This window comes from Paenibacillus sp. ACRRY, assembly GCF_022346995.1.
GTDB lineage: Bacteria > Bacillota > Bacilli > Paenibacillales > Paenibacillaceae > Paenibacillus.
Window position 1 is genome coordinate 1,863,178 of sequence record NZ_JAKRNM010000001.1, and the last position, 22,128, is coordinate 1,885,305.

General features: G+C 47.4%; 21 protein-coding genes. 2 read left to right on the plus strand and 19 right to left on the minus strand.

Annotated elements, in window-relative coordinates; genetic code table 11:
* Positions 1 to 250: 250 nt before the first annotated feature.
* A complete protein-coding gene (locus MH144_RS08010; protein ID WP_239298958.1) occupies positions 251 to 1,855 on the plus strand; it encodes a YifB family Mg chelatase-like AAA ATPase in 1,605 nt (534 codons plus the stop codon).
* Positions 1,856 to 1,997: 142 nt separating this feature from the next.
* Here the strand turns inward: MH144_RS08010 and MH144_RS08015 are convergent, their stop codons facing one another.
* From MH144_RS08015 to rplS, 8 genes are all read right to left on the minus strand, one after another.
* Positions 1,998 to 2,555 carry a nitroreductase family protein gene (locus MH144_RS08015; RefSeq protein WP_239298960.1) on the minus strand — a complete coding sequence of 186 codons (558 nt, stop codon included), beginning with the start codon at positions 2,553 to 2,555 and terminating at the stop codon, positions 1,998 to 2,000.
* Between the two features lie 260 nt (positions 2,556 to 2,815).
* Entirely contained in the window at positions 2,816 to 3,220 is a 405-nt protein-coding gene (locus MH144_RS08020; RefSeq protein WP_239298962.1) for a YraN family protein, read from the minus strand.
* Entirely contained in the window at positions 3,214 to 3,522 is a 309-nt protein-coding gene (locus MH144_RS08025; RefSeq protein ID WP_239298964.1) for an EscU/YscU/HrcU family type III secretion system export apparatus switch protein, read from the minus strand. The genes MH144_RS08020 and MH144_RS08025 overlap by 7 nt, the downstream gene beginning before the upstream one ends.
* Positions 3,519 to 5,570 carry a DNA ligase gene (locus MH144_RS08030; protein ID WP_239298966.1) on the minus strand — a complete coding sequence of 684 codons (2,052 nt, stop codon included), beginning with the start codon at positions 5,568 to 5,570 and terminating at the stop codon, positions 3,519 to 3,521. The genes MH144_RS08025 and MH144_RS08030 overlap by 4 nt, the downstream gene beginning before the upstream one ends.
* Before the next feature lie 30 nt (positions 5,571 to 5,600).
* Complete coding sequence (locus MH144_RS08035) at positions 5,601 to 6,299, minus strand: ribonuclease HII (protein ID WP_239298968.1); 699 nt, start codon at positions 6,297 to 6,299, stop codon at positions 5,601 to 5,603.
* Positions 6,300 to 6,907: 608 nt separating this feature from the next.
* A complete protein-coding gene (gene ylqF, locus MH144_RS08040; RefSeq protein WP_095287850.1) occupies positions 6,908 to 7,771 on the minus strand; it encodes a ribosome biogenesis GTPase YlqF in 864 nt (287 codons plus the stop codon).
* A 163-nt stretch (positions 7,772 to 7,934) separates the two neighbouring features.
* On the minus strand, positions 7,935 to 8,552 hold the full coding sequence (lepB, locus tag MH144_RS08045) for a signal peptidase I (RefSeq protein ID WP_095358707.1): 618 nt from the start codon (positions 8,550 to 8,552) through the stop codon (positions 7,935 to 7,937).
* 294 nt (positions 8,553 to 8,846) lie between these two features.
* Positions 8,847 to 9,188: a 50S ribosomal protein L19 gene (rplS, locus tag MH144_RS08050; protein WP_018883527.1), complete on the minus strand. Its 342-nt coding sequence runs from the start codon at positions 9,186 to 9,188 to the stop codon at positions 8,847 to 8,849.
* Positions 9,189 to 9,496: 308 nt separating this feature from the next.
* On the opposite strand from rplS, the gene MH144_RS08055 reads away from it, so the two are divergent.
* Positions 9,497 to 10,462: a polysaccharide deacetylase family protein gene (locus tag MH144_RS08055; RefSeq protein WP_239298970.1), complete on the plus strand. Its 966-nt coding sequence runs from the start codon at positions 9,497 to 9,499 to the stop codon at positions 10,460 to 10,462.
* A 3-nt stretch (positions 10,463 to 10,465) separates the two neighbouring features.
* Here MH144_RS08055 and MH144_RS08060 read toward each other — a convergent pair whose 3' ends face one another.
* The 11 genes from MH144_RS08060 to smc form a co-directional block, all read right to left on the minus strand.
* Positions 10,466 to 11,713, minus strand: a complete 1,248-nt coding sequence (locus MH144_RS08060) for a hypothetical protein (protein ID WP_239298972.1) — start codon at positions 11,711 to 11,713, stop codon at positions 10,466 to 10,468.
* A 146-nt stretch (positions 11,714 to 11,859) separates the two neighbouring features.
* Positions 11,860 to 12,237: a VOC family protein gene (locus MH144_RS08065; protein WP_239298974.1), complete on the minus strand. Its 378-nt coding sequence runs from the start codon at positions 12,235 to 12,237 to the stop codon at positions 11,860 to 11,862.
* 222 nt (positions 12,238 to 12,459) lie between these two features.
* A complete protein-coding gene (gene trmD, locus MH144_RS08070; RefSeq protein ID WP_239298976.1) occupies positions 12,460 to 13,233 on the minus strand; it encodes a tRNA (guanosine(37)-N1)-methyltransferase TrmD in 774 nt (257 codons plus the stop codon).
* A 1-nt stretch (position 13,234) separates the two neighbouring features.
* Positions 13,235 to 13,747, minus strand: coding sequence for a ribosome maturation factor RimM (rimM, locus tag MH144_RS08075; RefSeq protein WP_239298978.1), 513 nt, complete (start codon positions 13,745 to 13,747; stop codon positions 13,235 to 13,237).
* A gap of 276 nt (positions 13,748 to 14,023) precedes the next feature.
* Positions 14,024 to 14,254 (minus strand): KH domain-containing protein, encoded by a 231-nt coding sequence (locus tag MH144_RS08080; RefSeq protein WP_024630185.1) that lies wholly within the window; start codon positions 14,252 to 14,254, stop codon positions 14,024 to 14,026.
* Positions 14,255 to 14,277: 23 nt separating this feature from the next.
* Entirely contained in the window at positions 14,278 to 14,550 is a 273-nt protein-coding gene (gene rpsP, locus MH144_RS08085; protein ID WP_024630184.1) for a 30S ribosomal protein S16, read from the minus strand.
* A gap of 54 nt (positions 14,551 to 14,604) precedes the next feature.
* Complete coding sequence (gene ffh, locus MH144_RS08090; RefSeq protein ID WP_024630183.1) at positions 14,605 to 15,981, minus strand: signal recognition particle protein; 1,377 nt, start codon at positions 15,979 to 15,981, stop codon at positions 14,605 to 14,607.
* A gap of 60 nt (positions 15,982 to 16,041) precedes the next feature.
* Positions 16,042 to 16,392, minus strand: coding sequence for a putative DNA-binding protein (locus MH144_RS08095; protein ID WP_095287857.1), 351 nt, complete (start codon positions 16,390 to 16,392; stop codon positions 16,042 to 16,044).
* Between the two features lie 227 nt (positions 16,393 to 16,619).
* Positions 16,620 to 17,267 (minus strand): PAQR family membrane homeostasis protein TrhA, encoded by a 648-nt coding sequence (gene trhA, locus MH144_RS08100; protein ID WP_239298980.1) that lies wholly within the window; start codon positions 17,265 to 17,267, stop codon positions 16,620 to 16,622.
* Positions 17,268 to 17,389: 122 nt separating this feature from the next.
* Complete coding sequence (gene ftsY, locus MH144_RS08105; protein WP_239298981.1) at positions 17,390 to 18,403, minus strand: signal recognition particle-docking protein FtsY; 1,014 nt, start codon at positions 18,401 to 18,403, stop codon at positions 17,390 to 17,392.
* A 74-nt stretch (positions 18,404 to 18,477) separates the two neighbouring features.
* Positions 18,478 to 22,053: a chromosome segregation protein SMC gene (smc, locus tag MH144_RS08110; RefSeq protein WP_239298982.1), complete on the minus strand. Its 3,576-nt coding sequence runs from the start codon at positions 22,051 to 22,053 to the stop codon at positions 18,478 to 18,480.
* Positions 22,054 to 22,128 lie beyond the last annotated feature (75 nt).

The window sequence follows — 22,128 nt, forward strand, 5'->3', positions numbered from 1 at the left end:
TATGGACATTGATATGGTTGGTAATATTAACGATACATCCTATTCAGCCAATGATTTACTGATGTTATCCGGGTAGAGCGGAATAATAAAACTCAGATGTCAGGGTTAGAATCACAGCGATGATGAAGACAGGTTGACGCCCTGATTTCTTTTATATACAATGCTTATTAGAAGCTGAGGAAGCACCTTAATTCGCACACTGGCCCGCATTATGCGCAGCCAAGGACGAAGTGAGGTGTTTCTTTGTATTATGTATGGGAAATTATATAGTGCATGTTTATATGGAATTGACGGGGTATTAATCGAAGTGGAAACAGATTTGTCCAACGGACTGCCCCAGACTTCCATTATCGGCTTGCCAGATTCGGCGATTCGTGAAGCGGTAGAGCGTGTTCGTGCTGCTGTTAAAAATTGCGGTTATCAATATCCATTACAACGGATTACGATTAATCTTGCCCCTGCTGACCTGCGTAAAGAAGGCTCTTCATTCGATCTTGCCATTGCCGTAGCCTTGCTAATGACAAGTGGGCAGCTCGTGCTGCCGCCCCAGGAAAGAACTCTTTTACTCGGCGAACTCGCATTGGATGGCTCGGTTCGATCCGTACCGGGTGTACTTGCCATGGTGGATCTGGCCAAGCGTCAAGGCTTCACTTCTGTTCTCCTCCCTGTTGATAATCTGGCAGAAGCTTCGTTAATTAGCGGTATCAACGTCTATGGAATAGGTAATCTAAGAGACATCGCGCCAGATAAGCCTGATTCCGAGACGAAAGATGGGGTTTTGTCCAAAGCGGGAACGGTCGTTTTGAATAACTTTGCTCACCTTATTAACCCTGCTCCATACGAACAGAGTCTCTCCGTCCCCCATGCCAAGACTCAGGTTCCCGCTTCGTTAAGCGATGACTACAGTGACGTTCTCGGCCAACATCATGTGAAGCGTGCGCTGATGATTGCCGCAGCCGGTATGCACAATATATTGCTAGTTGGACCACCAGGGACTGGAAAAACAATGCTAATCAAGCGTCTGCCTACTATTCTCCCGCCGTTATCCGAGGAAGAATCACTGGAAGTTACCAAAGTACTAAGTGCTGCTGGGAAACTGAAAGAAACGTCAAACGGCTTGGTCACGGAACGCCCCTTTCGGTCACCACATCATACAATATCCACCTCCGGCCTCATCGGTGGCAGCGGTATTCCGAAGCCGGGAGAAGTCAGCCTTGCACACCGCGGTATTCTGTTCCTTGATGAGCTTCCAGAGTTCCATCGTCAAGTTCTCGAAGTTTTACGACAACCGCTGGAGGATCATACGGTCACCATAAGCCGAGCAAGAGCTGCTTTTACGTTTCCTGCACAGTTTATGCTTGCATGCTCCATGAATCCCTGCCCGTGCGGGTATTTGTCTGCTCAATCCGAGGATCAACGCTGTATATGCAGCCCTTCCCGCGTTGCAGCTTATCGGGCCAAAATCTCGGGACCTTTGCTGGATCGAATAGATCTGCAAGTCGAGGTTCCTCCACCCGGCGAATGGCGGAAAGCAGCACCTTCCCCCACTTCTGCCGAGATGCAAGCCAAAGTTGTCCACGCTCATCATATCCAGGCTAAGCGTTATGCCCACAGCTCTGTGCGTTGGAATAGTCAGTTATCCGGAAGACTGCTCCGCCGAACTGCACGTCTTCCTGCCGAGGCCGACCATCTGCTCCAGCACACACTGCAGGCCCTTAACTTAAGCATGCGTGCTCATGATCGCATTATCAAGATGGCACAGACGATTGCCGATCTGGATCATGACGGCGAAATTTTAACTGCTCATGTGGCTGAGGCGATTCAGTATCGGCAGTTGGATCTAAATTTGTTTTAGACCCTCAGCTGCTCTAGCTCATACTATATAAAATCACTTTAATAACGCCACAAAAAAACCGTTCAGGTTATCTCCTTCATTCCATTGAAAAGGAGACCTTGAACGGTTTAATGGTTAAGAAACGGACAGACATGCTGCTTACTTAATCAAAAAGGGTGAGTTTGTCTTTGGCAGGTGTGCGCTCTTTCGCAGAAGGAATGACATCCGGATAACCCATATAGACCATGCCAACAATTTTTTCACCAGCCTGAATTCCCAGTGGTTTGCGGAATTTCGGTGCATACAGGAACGGCTTGGTTACCCAGAAGGTCCCAATATCTTCACTCCATGCGGCCAGCATAAAGTTTTGCACCAGTGCACTTACTGCAGCAAAGTCCTCATCCCATATATTTTGTCTTGGATCCTCTTCCAGAACCACAAGCATGATCGACGGTACCTGCATAATGTTGGCTGAGAATTTGTTATCTTCGCCCATTTCTGCTTCAATCGCATCTGCGAGCTTCTTCCGTCCATCTCCGGTAAATAACAAAAATCTCCACGGCTCACGCAATTTATGGTTTGGTGCCCAGACTGCGGTATCCAACAACTCGATAATCTGTTCTGTAGGCACAGCATCTTTCTTAAACTTTTTGACGGTACGCCGGTTTTGGATAGCACTTCTTACTTCATTGACTGTATCAATATTTGTAGATTTGGTCACTGCACTTACCTCCCTATGGAAAATTCTCCATCACAGCAAATCGAATTGAGCTGCTAACGGACTTTTATAATAAATAAAATGCAATAAGCTTGGTTACATCCTTGATTATACAACGAACCGTTCTTCAGATTCAAAGGATGCCCACGGAATCAGTATTGACTTATTTTCCACACAAAAAAAGGTGTCTCTAAAATTTGAATTCAGAAGGGAATCCATTCATTTTAGAAAGCACCATGTTTAATGTGGTTTAGTTTATTATTTCAGAACGCATTTTCAATGTGCTCAATAGTTACAATCTGACCTGCCGCATCTAAAATTACAGCAGCCACATCAAAACGAATTTGCAATTCTTTCTCTCTAAATTTTTGAAGATATACGGCTGCCGTGGAACGAACCTGCTGCATCTTACGGATATCTACCGATTCCTGCGGTGTACCATAGTTTCCGGCTCCACTGCGGCTTCGTACCTCAACAAAGACAAGCAGATCACCATGCGAAGCGATAATATCAATCTCTCCACGGCGGCAACGCCAGTTTTGTTCAATAATTTGGTAACCTTGCTCACGCAGCCACCTGCAAGCCGCTTCTTCGCCTAACCTGCCTTTTTGCTGGCGCGTAAGTTTGGGAGTTGAATTATGTCCAGGTCCAAGTAGATGGCTCACCATGTATCCTCTCCCTCACGTCCGGAAGCCAGCCGGTCTGCCTGATAAATATAGGTTAACACCTCAGCGACCAGCTGATACAGTTCGGCCGGAATTTGCTCGTCCAAGTCAAGCTTGGACAAGACTTCCACCAATGCAGCATCCTCCTGAACAGGAACCCCGTTTTCCTTTGCTTTATCCAGAATTGCCTCTGCGACTTTACCGCGGCCTTTGGCCACAACGACCGGTGCTTCACTTTCGCCGGGTACATATTTTAAGGCAACAGCCTTTTTGGAAAGAAGATCTGGCTGCGACTCATCTTTCATACTCGCATATCCACCCCTTTGTAGCGATCAGGGCTGTAGTCGGACGCATTTATTTTACGCTCAGCACCCGGTTCCTGGCCAACTGGCCAGGGCTCTGTCTTAAAGGTTAGTAATTGATAGCCCAGCTTATCCAGCGCCTCTTGGATCACTCCTCGCCCGCTATCCAGAAGCGGCCCCATGCCTTCCCGATCGTTGAGTACCCGTAGGCTGACAATATTGTTGACGACATGCACATCTACCAGTGTTGGTCCAAGACTTTTCATGTCCAGATCAAACCATAATCTGCAATTAGATGCATCCAGTTCACCGCGCTGGCCCCGCCGGGATTGTATTTGCACGGAAGCTGTTTCTTCACCGTTAGGTCCGGTAATCGGGATGAACCAGTGCATCTGGGCAAAGGTAGAGCCTCGGTCGGTTGTCAGCAGCAACTGCTGACCGGTCAGATATTGCACAGCCTGCCCGGCGGCTTCCTTCAGGGCCGCCGGGGCACTGTCGCTGCTGGCAAGCTGCAGCAGCAAGCCCTTCAGCGAGTCCGCGGTGCCTGGACTCGCCGCCTCACCCACGCGCGCCTGCGCAGCCGCGCCGTGCACTGCCTGCTGCTCGTGCTCTGCACCGAGCAGCTTCAGCACGCGCCCCACCCACGGGTCCCCCTCGTGGGTGACAGGCGCGTGCTGTGCGGCAGCTCCCGCAGGTGCAGCCGCACTTCCCCCAGCCGGCTGCGCATCAGCGCCGGCTGGTACAGGCTGCGGCACGCCTCCGGCAGCCGCAGCCGCCTGGCCGCCCGCAGGTGCGGGGGCGGCCTGTGCTGCCGCACCAGGCTGTGCAGGTGCGGCAGTGGACGCGCTGCGCAGCGCGTCCAGCAGGGCCAGCAGCTTCGGCGCCAATTGCGCCGCCGTTGGTGCTGCTGTCCCGGTTTGCGCCGCTGCGGGCGAAGCACTCGCAGCTGCAGGCGTCTCTGCGCGGCCATCTGGTCGCCCAGCCGCGCTTCCTTCCTGCTGGCCGGCAATCCCTCGTCCAGCTGCCACATCCGCTGCCGCCCCAGGTATACCAGGGCGGCCTGCTTCCGTGGCACGCTGGCTCTCTCCAGGGATTCCCGTCCCTGCTTGAATGCCTACTCCAGCTTTTCCGGCCATTTCCGATGGTCCGTTTCCAGATTTTGTCCCAGCCTCAGGATGCTCTGTGCCTGAGCTGGTTTGTACACCACCGCGCACGTCTGCCGCTGCGCCGCTGTTTGACATCGGAACAGCTCCTGTTCCAGCTACTGCTGGCGTTGTTGTGGCACCCAGCGGCAATGGTGCCGCTGGGCCAGATGTTCCTGCCTGACGTCCCCCAGCAGGCAGCGTTTCGGGAGCATCTGTCTGCTGTCCTCCGGCCGCTGTTATAGGCAAACGACCCGACGTTGGCAGCTTTGATGTACCTGCCTGTTCACCCGTCACCACGGTTTTGCCCGCATTCTGAGTAAGAAACGTTTCCAGCTGCTCTGTTAACCCATTTAGAAGCTGATGAAGCGGTGGACCAAATACCGTCTGATGCAATCCTTTTACCGTTTCCGCCGTAATCGGCAGACCACGCTGAAAGGCAATACCCGTCGCCTGCACCCATTCTTCCACAGGTACCTGCACAGGTTTCGCAGTCATCATATTTTGAACCATGGCCACATTATCCTTCGTAAGCGGTAACCCGCTGCGCTGCATAGCAAGCAAAAGTTCCCGATTCCCTTTGGTATCCGGCAAACCTACCTCTTGAAGCAAATTGTTCAAGGATGCTTGCGGCAATTCAGACAACGTGCCAGCCAGCGGCTTCATAACAGTCACGCCATTCTCTCCAGGCGGCTGCACTTGAAGTAGTGTGGTTTCCCCTGGGCGAAGTGGTGTCTCGAGCTTGGCACGTACCTGCACACCCTGAATTTGCAGAACAGCATCTCCACCATCCTCTGAGACACTTACGACAGATCCACGTACAACCTGACCCTCCTTAAGCTCAAGCGGCTTGGCATTCCCCGGCTTGCTGTCTCCCAGGAGACCACGAATCATGGAGCTAATATTCACGGTGCTCTCCCTCCTTCCTTTACGTCTTGGTTAAAATAAAGTATGCTGCTCGCCGAGCAGATTGCCGAGAAAACTCCGTCTGTGCATCGGCGTGGCTCCAAGAGCCATGATCTGTTCGCGATGAAACTTTGTTGCATATCCCTTATGTATCGACAAACCATACTCTGGATATAACGTCTCCCATTCCTCCTTGCAGAGCCGATCGCGGGTTACCTTCGCAATGATGGATGCTGCTGCGATGGACTGGCTGTTGGCATCCCCTTTGATAATGGAGATCTGAGGCACATTTACGTCCACTTTTTCAGCATCAACCAATAGATAGTCAGGTACACCGTCCAAGGCCTCCACAGCACGCTTCATTGCAAGTCTAGTGGCCTGTTTAATATTGAGACGATCAATCGTTTCTGCATCCGCAAAACCAATACCTACGGACAAAGCCTTTTCCATAATTACGTCATACAGAGCTTCACGCTTTTTCTCTGTTAGTTTTTTGGAATCATTAACACCTTCCAGTATCAGATCACGAGGCAATATGACAGCAGCGGCCACTACATCTCCGAATAGACATCCCCGGCCCACCTCATCAATTCCTGCAATTCGCTCAAAACCACTCTCCCAATACTCCCTCTCATGAATCAGCAGATTACGGGGTTCGCTCTCTGCTTTTTTCTTCTTGGATTCAGATGGTTCAAGTGGTATCAGTTCATTCATTTCATTATGTTCAGTCATTGCTTTCATCTCCTCTACCCACGCATGCTCCTAAAATTTTCTCTCTATAAGCCATCTATAAAACTTCAATGACGACAATACTACATGCTCAAAGGGACACTCGAAACAATTCGTTTAGCTAACGATGTCTCCAGTCCCAGAGGACGGCTCCGGAATTCCCTAACCTCTTGACACAATAATATGTTCAGTCCAAGAAAATCACTTACTCTCTTGATCACACCCTGAACGTAGTACTCTGTTATAGACGCAGATTCTAGCTCTTTGTTTTTCAGATTAGCGAAAATTACATCATTAACACCTTGATATGCATATATGATAATAAGAGTTGGTTTCTTCATTTATCGGTATCTGAAGATTTAAATTGAAGATATCTTGTGATCAAGCAGGCCAATCGCTTGAACTCTCATCATAGCACGATTTCAAAACCTCAGATATACACACAAGACAATCTCATCCTTTCCTATTTGTGGTCGTCTTTCATCCCTGCTTTATAATCGCTGCTCTATCAAAGCTCTTTATTTTTTTGTACAAATGACAAAAGCGACCGCTCCCGGTAATCCGGTAACGGCCGCTTCTTTCGGCTCAATATCGTAATATGAAAATCAGTTTTAATATGGAGCTTCCATAGAGAAACGTCCCATCTTGCCTGCACGCAATTCACGCAGAAAAGCACGCGATGCTTTTTCCAGGTCCACACGTCCACCGCTAACGATACAGCCTCTTTTACGACCAACCTGTTCCATGATGGCGATAACGCTATCCGAATCATCCGCATCCTTGGAGAACTCCTGAAGCTCGTAGCGTTCCTCCAAAGCATCCCAGTAGTAGCGCATCAGGTAACTGATTGCAAAGAAGGCGATATCCTCGGCATTGAGGATTTCCTCCTTGATGGCTCCTGTGACCGCAAGTCGATAACCAACGTTCTGGTCCTCGAATTTGGGCCACAAAATACCTGGAGTATCGAGCAGTTCCATCTCCTTGCCTACTTTAATCCATTGTTGACCTTTCGTTACACCAGGACGATCTCCCGTCGCTGCAATATTTCGTCCAGCGAGCCGGTTAATCAATGTGGATTTCCCTACGTTGGGAATACCTACAATAAGTGCACGGACTGCACGCGGGTTAATACCCTTCGCCAGTTGACGGTCAATTTTCTCTTTGAGCAGCAACCGGGCCTGTGCCGGAATGTCTTTTACATTGGTACCTGTGGATGCATCCACAGGAAACGCAGTAATTCCTTCATTTTTGAAATGCGCAATCCATTCCTGTGTTACCTTGGCATCCGCAAGATCAGACTTGTTTAACAAAATCATGCGAGGTTTACCCTGTAAAATTTCATCAATCATCGGATTTCGGCTGGAGACAGGCAGACGGGCATCCAGCAGTTCGATGACCACGTCAATCAGCTTTAACTTATCCTGAATCTGGCGTCTGGCCCGGGTCATGTGACCTGGAAACCATTGTATCGTCACCTTGTCTTCACCTCATTATTTAATGATATATAAGCTAAAGCTACAATTCACTTGGTCCCTTCATTGGCAAAAACACGTTTCCGGTCACGGGTATCCCCATTCTTATTTTGCCCTCTCTGGTATGGAGTAAACGATATGTTTAGCTTATATATCCTGAACTTGATTAGTGGTTAATCCACTTGATATCACCGATCGGCCAGAAAATAACATCTGCACGTCCTACGATATCTTCTAGAGACACGTATCCAATCATTCGGCTATCCGTACTGTTCGGACGATTATCGCCCATTACAAACACATGGCCTTCTGGTACCTTGCCATCCGGGAATTGCTCATTCGGGAAGTCCTTCACATTATAGGTTCCGCCATTCGCTTCGGCTGCGTCAATCGCTCCCTGAATGTAGGTCTCATTCACTTTCTCTCCGTTTACCATAACCGTATCCCCACTCACCTGCACAGTATCACCCGCTACAGCAATGACACGCTTGATGAAATCACGTCCTTCAGAAGGGACATGGAATACGATAACCTCTCCCCGCTGTGGTTCCCGGATATCGTACAGGATTTCATTCACAATGACACGTTCACCTGTATGGAAATTCGGCTGCATGGAAGGTCCGTCCACGACGAACGGTTTGAATAATAACCATCGAATTAAAATAACAAGCACCAATGCGATCACAATCGCTTTGAGCCATTCGACGATCTCATTTTTGGCTTTTTTGGATCGACTGCCTTTCTCTTCGGCAGAATTGTCCTGGTGTTGAACTTCCTGTTCCATTATTGATCTTCCTCTCTTCACGGTACATGTTATAGCAGTTTACACATCCAGCTTTTCACATCATTCATTTCATTGAATTCATGCAAAATTCTCAAATCAGTTATGTACTTCTACACGAGCATTTCATTACAAATGATCCGCATATTACATATGCTCTAACTGATTACACAAGCCTCCCGGACTCTCACGCGTGTGCCGCCATACCATTTTACTCGGAAGTGTACCTCCGGTTCAACTTTTCCCGGACAAAAACGAAAAGGGCTTGTTTCCAAGCCCTCTTCGGTATCCGTTATATTAACGAATTTCTTTAATTCTCGCTGCTTTACCGCGTAGTTCACGAAGATAATAAAGCTTCGCACGACGCACTTTACCACGGCGAGCCACATCGATTTTATCGATTTTAGGGGAATGAAGCGGGAAAGTTCTTTCCACACCTACACCGTAAGAAATTTTACGAACTGTAAAAGTCTCACTGATTCCACCACCACGGCGCTTGATCACAACACCTTCGAACAATTGGATACGCTCACGAGTTCCCTCGATAACCTTAACGTGCACTTTCAAAGTGTCACCAGGACGAAAACTCGGAATATCTTTGCGAAGTTGTTCTTGAGTAATCGCTTGAACGATATTCATCTATGACTCCCTCCTTCCGTACAGGCGTTCATACTTCTTCCGGAGAACACCCTGTCTCCTTCATTATCCATAGAGGACCGCCGTATTCCACACAACAGAATTATTGTACCATGCCATATATCAAAACACAAGAAAAAATAAACATAATATCTCAAACAACTCTTCCACCCGAAGTCAACCACATTACGGAAAAAATAATGTAACTTTCTGTCAAGAATGTTCGTCTATGATATAGCTTGGTGGATTACTGAATGCCTGTCTGGAATTGCACTAAGAAATGAAATTGTATAAGGAGAAACAACTGAACTATGAAATATTGGAAAAGATTTACCCTTGCGTCTCTAGCCGCAATCACTTGCATCATTACGTTATATGCCTATGCTGTTAATCATCCGACAAATGCACTATCGCACAAAGCATGCACATCCTGGGACATGGTCAAGCGTAAAGCGTTTCTGATGTCTCACACGGACTACTCTAGCAAGACCGGTGTGAATCTGGCTACCTTTCAAGTTGCGCCTGATACAGCTACGGAAGTTCCTGTACTCATGTATCACTACATACAGCCCAAAGTGAATAATCACGAAACTGGAAACAAGTCCATCATTAATCTTGAGGATTTCGAAGACAATATGAAGTACTTGCATGATGAAGGATACACTACGATTACATTGGAGCAGTTAGAAGACTACGTAAATGGTCTGATCTCACTACCCAAGAAGTCCATCGTGATCACTTTTGATGATGGATATCAAAACAATTATACACTTGCCTATCCCGTACTCAAAAAATATAATTTTCATGCTTCTCTCTTTGTCATCGGCAGCAAGATTCAGGATCAGCCAGCTGATTTCGATCCTGCCAAAAAAACATTTATCTCCGAACCGGAGATGAAGGCTGCAGCAGATGTATTTGAGTTTAACAGCCACACCTATAACCTGCATCACAAGGGGTTTATGCGCTGCGGTGAGAGCGTGCCTGTAGGACTTGATACAAGCCTGCTGAACGATGATATCAAGATGATGAAGGAAAAGGGAATCGACACGCCCTATTTGGCATATCCTTTCGGTTACACCAGCACACAGATGATTTATCAGCTGCAGCAAAATGGTTATCGCATGGCCTTCTCGGTTCGCTCGGGTTTTGTTCAACCAGGTGATAACCCGATGAAGCTCCCAAGACTAACGGTGACGACTGGAACCGATTTAGCCACATTGCTTAACCCAAAGACAGATCAGTCGGACATACTCCCTCTGGTCGACATCAGTCAATAGAAGCTAAATCAACACTTCTCCGCCTGGATATAGAGTCGAGCTGTACAGTCTTTTGGACTGTGGCTCGGCTTTTTTTGAGGTCCATGGGGTCAGTTCAAACTTGGAGCTGGAATACAGGACAGCTTCACTCGCGTCATAAATGATGATCTGTTCCTTCCCGGTCTGACAGAGATCTGCATGTACGGCATATCCTTCTTTTCCGAATTCTGCAACCGTTTGCATATGTCCATCTACCAAAGAAGGCAGTACACCTCCACCTCTTCGATAAGCCAATATATAATCAAGACCTCTGTCATCCCAGTTACGTACAGGCTCTATGATCGTTAGCCAGCCACGTGTAGTCCGATCTTCCTTCCAGAGTTCTTTTCCCTCGCAATCCAGCAAAAACATTCCGTCTTTACCATGCTCATTACCGCGGATGATACGATCAAGACCAGCGATCTGCAAACCGGGCAGCCCGTCACAAAACTTCCCTAACGCGATGTGTTGCGATTCAATTGAATCGGCATAGCGCCATATCTCATGTCCGTAACGGTCCATCATTACCGTTACACTGCCGCCGATAACCATTTCAATATGACCATCTCCGTTCACATCCCCAAACCAGATACAGTCGGCATGATCGTCCAGATCAGTACAAGACCACAGCAAGGTTCCATCATGATCCAGCATGTCATAGCCTGCCATAACCTCATCTTTCCCATCTGCATCGATATCGTATACCCATGGGAAATGTCCTACATTACCTTCGTGCTTCCATAGAAGATTAAAATCATGATCAAGTGCCCATAAGGTTTTATAACGATCTTTGAGTATGACATCCAGCTTCTGTTCATCTCCGGTCAGATTCGTAAGAATAATGCAGTCATGCGCCTCGTCACCCGGTAAAGAATGTGTGTTTCTAATATCTCCGGTTTTCCCGTCCAAAATCAGAAACTGCTTACCCATGATACAAATGACTTCATTGTTCCCGTCTCCATCCCAATCCGCGATTTGAGCGGGGTAATCAGATCCCTGGCCGCCTGCATTCGGATCAGGCTTTCCCACCTGCCAGAGAAGCTCTCCATCCAGATCAAATGCCGTCAGACAGGATACCTGATGCGGAACATAACGGTCATCGATTCCGCCATCGGCTTGAACCAGCAGCATCTCTAATCGTCCATCTCCATTCAGGTCCCCGAGAAGCATTTTGCAGCGTTCCCCGGCTTTGCTTATATCTATTCTGCCGATCTCGTAAGGCTGATGATACATAATCTTCCTCCTCCGTTTTATCGTTATAGATTGCTCATCCTAAATTTAACATAAAGATCTCATCTATTTTTTATAACTCTTGTTCTGAATTCCATAAAAATAAACATTCACATTGTTTACTCTTGAAATACATGATCTATGCCTCATCATTTCATCCATTCCAAAAACTCCAGCCGATTGCCAAACGGATCGTTGACATAGAAGCGTTTTACGCCTTCATCCGTTCTCGCATCGTCATCCATGATATGAACCTGTTTGCCGCTTAAATGTTCCTTAAGTAAGTCTAAGTTCTGAACGTGAAATGCTGGATGAGCTTTTGTAGCGGGTACAAAACCTTTTTGTACTCCAATATGCACCTGATGGGTTCCACATAGGAACCATACGCCACCACGTTTTTTTAAAGCTTCAGGTTTTGGAATTTCTGTCCATCCCATAAGGTTATGAAAAAATCTCCGTGCTTCCCCTTCACATCCTTCTGGCGCAGCTAGTTGGACATGATCAAGACCATAGAAGTTATACGTCATTTCAAAACAGCCCCTTTACGTTTCATTTAGTGAAACAATGTTTCATAATTATATTTTATTATAGTCTGTATATTTAATCCATCTTTTTACAATTTCAACCGTTACAAAATTTGCACATACACTTCCACATCAACAAAAAAAGACCACCCCTTTAATCTAACGGGTGGCCTATATCTTGTATTCATAGCTACGCTACTTAATATGCGATCTTAAAATTTGTATCTACTCGGAAGTCCGTTCCATCTCAGAACGAAGTTTATCGAGCCATACCCGTTCTTTTTCTGTCAATTCAGCGGTATCCAGCATATCCGGTCTGCGTTCCAGCGTACGGATCAGAGATTGTTCTCTGCGCCATGCATCAATATTCAGATGATGGCCAGATAACAACACATCCGGTACCTTCATGCCTCTGAATTCAGGCGGTCGTGTATAATGCGGATATTCAAGCAGCCCTGTGCTAAACGAATCCGTCACAGCACTTGTCTCGTTTCCAAGTACACCCGGGATCAGACGAGCAACACTGTCAATGGCAACCATTGCAGGCAGCTCACCTCCGGTTAACACATAATCCCCTATGGATAATTCATCGGTGACGAGAAATTCGCGAATACGCTCATCGTAGCCTTCATAATGTCCACAGATAAAAATCAGATGATCTTCTTGTACCAGTTCTTCCGCTTTTTTCTGTGTAAACGTCTCACCTTGCGGACACATTAGAATGATGCGAGGAGGTTTGGTCGATAACACTGCTGACTCTTCGCTGCGCTTTTCAAGGACATCCTCCACAGCAGCAAAGATCGGATCAGGCTTTAATACCATCCCTCCGCCTCCGCCATAAGGTGTATCATCAACCGTATTGTGTTTATTCGTAGCATAGTTCCGGAAGTTTACTGCATTCAGAGACACGAGCCCCTTCGTCTGGGCTTTGCCAAGAATGCTTGTCCCGAATACACCTTCGAACATTTCTGGAAATAACGTTAGTACATCTACTCTCATGTTAAAGCAATCCTTCCATCAGATGAACCTTAACCAGTTTCTCATTCACATCGACATCAAGCACCACATCGTCAATAACGGGTAACAGGATTTCCTTGCCTGCCGCCGTTTTAACAACCCATACGTCGTTGGCTCCAGGCGTCAGAATTTCGGAGATTGTCCCAAGGTTCTCCCCTTCCTCTGTCACAACAGTACATCCAACGATTTGGTGGAAGTAATACTCATTTTCCTCCAGCTCAGCCAAGTTCTCTTTGGAGACTTTGGCAATGCCGCCTTTGAACTTTTCCACTTCATTAATGTTTCCGTACTCCTTCAATCGAACGATATACATATTTTTATGCAATCGCGCCGATTCCACATGAACCAGTATAGGGTGGTTATCGGATGTAAACAAATACAGCTCCGCATTTTTCGCAAAACGCACTTCCGGGAAATCGGTTAAAGGCATGATTTTCAACTCACCACGAATTCCGTGTGTATTGACGATTTTACCTACATTCATAAACTCTGCCATACGTTCCTCCTGCATTTCATTCAATATTATTCATAGTGATGATGTTCCTACGGACGTTCCGGTTACAGATCGTTTATCCGATCGCTGTTATCCTCTTATTCAAAGGTTAAAATTCAGTGATAAAGGTAAGCGCGTGCACTTTTTCAAAATTAATTCCGTTTCCTTCACCAATTCCGAAGCTATTCACATTTGACGAGCCAGTCAATCCGATTATTTAAGTTTCAGCATGCACGAAAAGGGGCTAGGACATGCATCCTAACCCCCTTTCGTATATCTTTAAGATATGATATCGACGGTAACCCGTTTATCCATCTTAACTGCTGCTGATGTGACGACCGTACGAAGAGATTTTGCGATTCGCCCTTGTTTACCAATAACCTTCCCGACATCGTCAGGATGAACAGTTAACTCGTAAACGACAAGCCGGTCTTTCTCAACCGTCCGAACCGCCACATCTTCCGGATGATCGACCAAAGCCTTAGCAATTATGCTTACTAATTCTTCCATAGATGACCCTCCGAATCAGCACCTTATTTAGTCAATTTAGACTCGTGGAACTTCTTCATCACGCCCGCTTTGCTCAGCAAGTTGCGGACAGTGTCGGATGCTTGCGCACCGTTTTGAAGCCATTGCAATGCTTTATCTTCATCGATCTTAACAACAGCCGGTTGTTCAACCGGGTTGTAGTAACCGATCTCCTCGATAAAACGACCGTCACGTGGGGAACGGGAATCCGATACCACTACGCGGTAGAAAGGAGCTTTGTGAGCACCCATACGTTTCAGACGAATACGAACTGCCATTTGAAAATTCACCTCCTTCAATGAAATCTGTATATTCCTCAGCAACCCTTGTAATCAACGGAAAGGAAACTTCATCCCTTTGCCAAGACCCTTCAGCTGCTTCATTGCCTTGTTCTTGCCGCCTTTAGGTCCCATCATATCCGAGAACTGTTTCATCATGCGGCGCATTTCATCAAACTGCTTGATTAGGCGATTAACCTCAGCCAGAGATGTACCACTACCTGTAGCAATACGTTTCCGGCGACTATGATTGATCATGTCGGGGTTGCGCTTCTCCTCGGTAGTCATGGAGTACACAATCGCTTCAATCCGGCCCATTTGCTTGTCGTCCACTTTCAGATCCTTGGCTTGCTTCATCTTGCCCATGCCGGGAATCATATCCATGATCTGATCGATAGGTCCCAGCTTCTTCACCTGATCCATTTGCTCCAGGAAATCCTCGAACGTAAATTCTGCATTACGCATTTTCCGTTCCATTTCCTTGGCTTTTTCGGTATCAATGTTGGATTGTGCTTTCTCAATCAGGGAAAGCATATCCCCCATGCCGAGGATCCGTGAAGCCATCCGTTCTGGATGGAAAGGTTCAAGAGCATCAAGCTTCTCGCCGAGTGATGCAAACTTGATCGGACAGCCGGTTACTGCTTTTACCGAAAGGGCAGCACCACCGCGCGTATCACCGTCCAGTTTGGTCAGAACGACCCCGGTCAAGTCAAGCTGCTGGTTAAAGTGTTCCGCCACATTAACAGCATCCTGACCAGTCATGCTATCGACCACAAGCAGGACTTCGTCCGGATTCACTACGCTGTGAATCTGGCGCAGCTCCTCCATCAGTTCCTCATCTACGTGCAAACGTCCCGCGGTATCGATAATGACATAGTCATTACCGTTATCCTTAGCATGCTGCAGACCCTGACGTGCGATCTCCACCGGGCTTGTCTGATCTCCGAGTGTAAACACCGGAGCCTTGATCTGCTCACCCAGTACTTGCAATTGCTTGATCGCTGCAGGACGATAAATATCCCCCGCGACCAGCAATGGTCGGCTGTTTTGCTTTTGCAGCATTTTAGCCAATTTACCGGATGTCGTCGTCTTACCAGCACCCTGCAAACCTACCATCATCAGCACCGTAGGCGGCTTGTTCGCTTTAGCCAGTTTCGACTGGCTTCCACCCATCAAGTCCGTCAGTTCCTTGTTAACGATGTCGATAATTACCATGCCTGGTGTGAAGCTTTCCATGACTTCCTTGCCGACAGCTTTCTCTTTCACCTTGGCGATGAATTCCTTGACCACTTTGAAGTTTACATCCGCTTCGAGCAATGCCAGACGTACTTCACGCATAGCTTCGGCAACATCTTCATCCGACACCTTGCCTTTGCCGCGCAGCTTGCTGAACACATTCTGCAATCGGGTCGTTAATCCTTCAAATGCCATGATCCCACCTCCTTAAGCTGTAATACTGTTTTTAGAACCGATACGTTCCGTCCCATTTCCTCATTCCCGGAGCTGGTGAACAATATCGTTTATTTGTTTGTTGTTATCAATGGAGACACCTGCGCGTTCCAGTGCATTTTGCAAATCTTCAAGATTGCGGCTGCGTCGTTCGTGCTTCTCTAGCAAGCCAAGCTTGCTTTCGTAATTTTCCAGCACCTGTTCAGCACGCTTGATATGCTCATATACCGCCTGGCGGCTGATCTCGAACTCGGCAGCAATTTCACCAAGCGAGAAATCATCATGAAAGTAATATTTCAGAAATGTTTGCTGTTTCTCAGTAAGCAAACGTTCATAAAAAGCAAACAGCAAGTTAATCCGGTTTGTCTTCTCAAGCCGGTTTTCTTGACTCATATCGGGGCACTCCCTTCGTCAAGGAAAAACACTTTACACTCTTGCAACGTTCCTAATAATACCGAAAACAAATCAGGATGTCAAGCAAAAATACTTGTCACGAAAAAAACATCTATTTGAAGCACCCAAAACATTGATTTGTAGCTGTTTTTCTTCATATCCAACACCTCCAAAACGAACAAAAAACGAATACGTCTTCGTTAAGAAGTCGATTCGTTTTTACGTTCCTATCTGAGAGGCGTAAGGTACAACAGAACAGCAAAGAAATGAAGAACACTGCCAGCGAGCACAAATAAATGCCAGATCGCATGATGGTATGGAAAGCCACGCCATACATAAAAAAGTGTCCCAAGTGTATACATCAGCCCACCTGCTACCAAGAGGACTATTCCCCCGGAAGGGATCGCCGCAACGAGCGGTTGCCAGGCAATGACGATAAGCCAGCCCATGGCAATGTAGAAAATCGTGGACATAAACAGGAACTTTTTCGTGAAGAAGGCTTTGAAAATTACTCCCGCCAGGGCAATGCCCCAGATGACTCCGAACAGACTCCATCCAAGCGTGCCGCGAACAGCTACAAACAGGAATGGCGTGTACGTACCTGCAATAAACAAATAGATCGAGGAATGGTCAAAAAACTCGAACAGATCCTTGGCCTTGCCTTCTTTCAGTGCATGGACCATTGTCGAATTTGTATAAAGAAGCAGCATCGTGATCCCGTAGATCGTGAAACTGACTACATGCCAGACCGTACCTTTCATACTCGAAAAAACAATTAACAGCACCAGTGCTGCTACACTGAGCGCAGCGCCGATTCCATGAGTCACTGCATTAGCGACTTCTTCACGGCGGGTATAGGTATAGGTATTGGCCATATCAACCGTCCTTTCTAACCCTTTAAGATGTCTACATTTTTCCATTATACACCTATTGCCGGTGACTTAACATGTATGTACACGCTCATCAACGGCAATAGGGTTTATCATTTTATCAATTTTTAGGTATTGGCTTCTTCTTCCTCTGAGACTTGAGCTGGCTGCTCCTGAATTAATCCGGCAAACAAGGCATGTACAAATTGCTCGGAATCGAATGGCTGCAGATCGTCAATTTTCTCACCAAGACCTACCATCTTCACTGGCAGATCGAGTTCCTGACGAATGGCAACGACGATACCACCTTTCGCCGTACCATCCAGCTTCGTCAGCACGAGTCCAGTCACGCCGCTCTTCTCCCCAAACAGTTTGGCCTGATTCAATGCATTTTGTCCAGTTGTCGCGTCGAGAACCATCAATACTTCGTGTGGAGCTTCCGGGATTTCACGCTGAATAACACGATAGATCTTGTTAAGCTCCTCCATGAGATTGGATTTGTTCTGCAGACGACCTGCCGTATCGCAAAGCAAAACATCTGCGCCACGCTGTTTGGCCGCTTGCACAGCATCATACATAACCGCAGCCGGATCTGATCCCGCCTGCTGCTTGATGACTTCAACGCCGGCACGCTGTCCCCATACCTCAAGCTGCTCAATTGCACCGGCACGGAACGTATCACCAGCAGCCATAATGACTTTTTTGCCCTGCTGTTTAAAACGATGGGCCAGCTTGCCGATCGTTGTTGTTTTACCTACGCCGTTGACACCGACAAACAGAATAACGGTAATGCCGTCCGGATTCATCTTCAGTTCGTTATTTTGCTCACCGCGCAGCAGGTCTGTCAATTTCTCGGACAATACAGGCTGCAATTCAGCCGCGTCTTCGATCTTGCGTTTTTTGACCTCAACACGCAGGTCTTCAATCAGGTTCATAACGGTATTGACCCCAACGTCCGCTCCAATCAGGATCTCTTCCAGTTCCTCATAGAATTCCTCATCGATCTTTTTGCGGCGAATAACGAGATCGGATACTTTCTCCACAAGCCCTTTACGAGTCTTCTCCAGTCCATCCTTGAACTGTTTTGTTACCGACTCCGTTTTGCTTGCAATGCTGTCTCTCAGCTTTTTAAAGAAACTCATAAAGCCCCTCCATAGTGTACGTAATCTTAGTGCTGTTTATTTAATTAACAAGTTCCTGATGCATATTGAATTCTTTAAGCACTGGCTATTTCGGCTTCCTCATCTTCCAGTCTAACCGAAACGAGCTTCGATACTCCGCCCTCTTCCATGGTGACACCATATAGTACATCTGCTTCTTCCATGGTGCCCTTCCGGTGAGTAACAACGATAAACTGTGTCTGTTCGGAGAATTCCCGCAAATACTGGGCGAAACGTACCACATTGGCCTCATCCAGCGCTGCCTCGACTTCATCCAGAACACAGAAAGGTACTGGCTTCACGTGCAAGATGGCGAATAGCAGTGCCATTGCCGTTAATGCGCGTTCTCCGCCCGATAAGAGCTGCAGGTTTTGAAGTTTTTTGCCTGGTGGCTGGGCAACGATATCAATCCCGGTTTCCAATAGCCGTTCCGGGTCCATCAGAACCAGATCTGCTCGCCCACCGCCAAATAGCTTGGTAAATACCGTACCGAACTCACGGCGGATTGCATCAAACGTTGTCTTGAAACGTTTAGCCATCTCATCTTCCATCTCACGGATGACTTGATACAACGTCGTTTTAGCTTCCACCAGATCATTTTTCTGCTCATTCAGGAACTCGTAACGTTCATTAACCCGCTGGAATTCCTCAATCGCCCCAAGATTGACTTCTCCCAAGGCTGAGATGCTGCGCTTAAGCTTCTGTACCTCTGCCTGAGTGCTCTCTACATCTTCCGGTACTGGATATCGCTCTTTCGCGAGCTCATAACCAAGTTCATAGTCGTCCATCAGCTTACGCAGTATGTTTTCGAGTTCGACATCAAGCCTGTTTACGGAAATTTCCGTCTGACGCATCTGTTCTTCCACCGCTTTTAACTGTGTACGCTGTTCCTTCGTTTCACTCTCAGCAAGTTCAAGCTTCTTCGACAGCTCACTTCGTGCAGCACGCTTGAAATCCAGCTGCTCGGAAGCTTCCGTTTTCTTCAACTTGAACTGGTTTAGATCTTCAATCTGTTTAACGCTCTCCACCTGCGTTTTCTTCAGGTCTGCTTCCATGGAAGCCTGCAATGTCCGATTCTGACGTAAATCTTTGACCAGCGACTCGACTTCACGCTCCAATCGGCGCAGCTGCTCTTCATTCGAGAACCGTTCCTGATCCAGTTTACCCTCTCTGACTTTCAGTTCGGTTAACTGGCTCTGCAGCTCTTCCTTCGCAGACTCATTCGCTTTGCGGGCAAACTCTGCAGCATGAATGGCACGGTGAGTTGCCTTCTCTTCCTCTTCAAGCTGCTCCAGCTTCTGCACAGCTGTTTCGCGTGCCGTATCCATCTCTTTGATTTCTTCGGTAAATCCGCTTTTCTCCTGACCAGCAACTGCAACCTGTTCCAAGACGTGACGCAGCTCGTGCTCGACCTGTTTCATTTCCATGGATGCCTGCTGCTCGGCATTTCTTGTATCATCACCCGACTGACGCAGCTCATCCAGCTTGTCCTGACATTGTTCCAATTGGGTTTTCACATCATCAACACTGCGGTGCAGCTTCACAATCTGGTTTTCGGTATCCAAAATATCCTGATCCAGTTGATCCAGCTGCCGTTTCCGGCTGAGAAGACTTACATTTTTCTTGTGCTGGCTTCCCCCTGTCATGGAACCACCCGCATTGACTACATCCCCTTCAAGGGTCACGACGCGGAAACGGTACTGACAGCGTGCCGCAATTTTATTGGCGTATTCCAGCGTTTCGGCAATAATGACATTCCCGAGCAGGCTTCCAATAATATTCGCATAACGGGAATCGAAGTGTACAAGATCCGCACCAATTCCCACGAAACCATCCATGCCTTCGATCATGGAACGCTCACTGGAACCAACGGTACGTGGACGAATGACATCAAGCGGCAGGAACGTGGCCCTACCGAGCTGACGCTGCTTCAGGAACGCGATGGCCTGTCTGGAGACCGACTCGTTCTCCATAACGACATGTTGAAGTGCAGCACCCATTGCGGTTTCCACAGCCAACTCGATTTTTTCAGGAACCTTAACCAGTTCCGCCACGGCTCCATGTACACCACTAAGAGTACCTTTACGGGAAGCTTTGAGGACTTCTTTGACCCCAAGCATAAATCCGTCAAAATCATCCTGCATCTCTTTCATCGTATCTCGGCGGGATACCTGAGCTTCGCGCTTCTGTTCCCATTTCCGAACCGTGCTGCGACTCTCTTCCAGCAGCTTCTGCAAAGATTGCAGTCGTTCACTTTCAGTTATATATCCGCCGCGCAAATCGCTAATCTCTTTACCCAATCGAACCACTTTTTTCTCGATTTCGGCTTTTCGAGCTTCGAGCGTTTCCTTCTGCTCTTCCCATTTGCCAGATTCTTCGGATGCGCGGTTCATTCGACGTTCAAGCGACTCTTTTTGCTGATCGGCATACCGAATCTCGTTGCGCGTCTGAGCCATCTGGTTCATCAGTTCCAGCAAATTCCCTTTAAGGCTTTCTTCCTGCTGCTGACTGATTCCACCAGTAACGCCTATGAGCTTCGCCTCTTCTTCAGACAGACGGTTTCTCACTTCAGCCAGTTCCTGCTCCAGCTTGCCAAACTTCTCGCGTAATGCAAACAGCTCAGCCTCACGTTCCCGATGTCGTTCTTCACTTGCAGCAAGTGTAACCGTAAGCTGCTCATGATTGGTTTGCAGATGACGAGAACGTTCTTTGAGCAATTCTCCAAGACCTTCACTTTTCTCCGTGGCCTCACTGAATTGCAGTAAGGCAGATTGAAGCTGTTCCGTCTCCGTTTCCAAAATTCGCAGTGCATTCCGGTCGCTCTCCAGCTTGGCATCATGTGTGGAAACAATTGCTGCAAGACCGACTTCTTCTTCTTTTAGCGACTGTAACCGTTCATTCGCCTTGCTCCAGGACGCATGAATCTGCTCAATTTGATATACATACATGGAAATTTCTTTTGATTTGAGCTGTCCACGCAATTCCTTGTAGTGAATCGCTTTTTCCGACTGTTCTCTCAATGGACCAATCTGGTCCTCCAGTTCTGTAACCAAATCGTGAATACGCAGCAAGTTCTGCTCCGTCTCATCCAGTTTGCGTGTGGCATCCCTCTTACGGGATTTATACTTCACAATACCGGATGCCTCTTCAAAAATACCCCTGCGATCCTCGGAACGAGTACTCAAAATTTCCTCGATACGTCCCTGTCCGATAATGGAGTAAGCTTCCTTACCGATCCCGGTATCCATAAACAATTCCGTTATATCTTTCAGCCGGCAGGACTGTTTGTTAATAAAATATTCACTGTCCCCGCTGCGATGTACACGACGTGTCACTGTCACTTCACCAAAATCAAGGGCAAGCGCGTGATCTTCATTATCCAAAGTTAACGACACTTCACCGAAATTGACGGCTTTTCTTGCATCGCTGCCGGCAAAAATGATGTCTTCCATTTTGCCGCCCCGCAGGGATTTGGCACTTTGTTCCCCAAGTACCCAGCGAATACCGTCTGAAATATTACTCTTGCCACTTCCGTTCGGACCTACGACAGCCGTAATGCCGCGAACGAATTCCATCTCTGTTTTGTCGGCGAATGACTTGAATCCACCCAGTTCAATTCGTTTCAGAAACATAGGGTATCCCGTCACCTCCTCTTGCTTATTTCATGTGCTCCTTCAGCGCTGATCCTGGATTAGGACTGAATTATT

Coding starts and splice junctions, on each gene's coding strand:
- MH144_RS08095 (WP_095287857.1), bottom strand. CDS start 16,392: ATGAGTCAAGAAAACCGGCTTGAGAAGACAAACCGGATTAACTTGCTG.
- rplS (WP_018883527.1), bottom strand. CDS start 9,188: ATGAATATCGTTCAAGCGATTACTCAAGAACAACTTCGCAAAGATATT.
- rimM (WP_239298978.1), bottom strand. CDS start 13,747: ATGGCAGAGTTTATGAATGTAGGTAAAATCGTCAATACACACGGAATT.
- ftsY (WP_239298981.1), bottom strand. CDS start 18,403: ATGAGTTTCTTTAAAAAGCTGAGAGACAGCATTGCAAGCAAAACGGAG.
- ffh (WP_024630183.1), bottom strand. CDS start 15,981: ATGGCATTTGAAGGATTAACGACCCGATTGCAGAATGTGTTCAGCAAG.
- MH144_RS08020 (WP_239298962.1), bottom strand. CDS start 3,220: ATGGTGAGCCATCTACTTGGACCTGGACATAATTCAACTCCCAAACTT.
- MH144_RS08025 (WP_239298964.1), bottom strand. CDS start 3,522: ATGAAAGATGAGTCGCAGCCAGATCTTCTTTCCAAAAAGGCTGTTGCC.
- MH144_RS08065 (WP_239298974.1), bottom strand. CDS start 12,237: ATGACGTATAACTTCTATGGTCTTGATCATGTCCAACTAGCTGCGCCA.
- smc (WP_239298982.1), bottom strand. CDS start 22,053: ATGTTTCTGAAACGAATTGAACTGGGTGGATTCAAGTCATTCGCCGAC.
- MH144_RS08035 (WP_239298968.1), bottom strand. CDS start 6,299: ATGACTGAACATAATGAAATGAATGAACTGATACCACTTGAACCATCT.
- MH144_RS08060 (WP_239298972.1), bottom strand. CDS start 11,713: ATGTATCATCAGCCTTACGAGATCGGCAGAATAGATATAAGCAAAGCC.
- MH144_RS08080 (WP_024630185.1), bottom strand. CDS start 14,254: ATGGAAGAATTAGTAAGCATAATTGCTAAGGCTTTGGTCGATCATCCG.
- trhA (WP_239298980.1), bottom strand. CDS start 17,267: ATGGCCAATACCTATACCTATACCCGCCGTGAAGAAGTCGCTAATGCA.
- trmD (WP_239298976.1), bottom strand. CDS start 13,233: ATGAGAGTAGATGTACTAACGTTATTTCCAGAAATGTTCGAAGGTGTA.
- rpsP (WP_024630184.1), bottom strand. CDS start 14,550: ATGGCAGTTCGTATTCGTCTGAAACGTATGGGTGCTCACAAAGCTCCT.
- lepB (WP_095358707.1), bottom strand. CDS start 8,552: ATGGAACAGGAAGTTCAACACCAGGACAATTCTGCCGAAGAGAAAGGC.
- MH144_RS08010 (WP_239298958.1), top strand. CDS start 251: ATGTATGGGAAATTATATAGTGCATGTTTATATGGAATTGACGGGGTA.
- MH144_RS08055 (WP_239298970.1), top strand. CDS start 9,497: ATGAAATATTGGAAAAGATTTACCCTTGCGTCTCTAGCCGCAATCACT.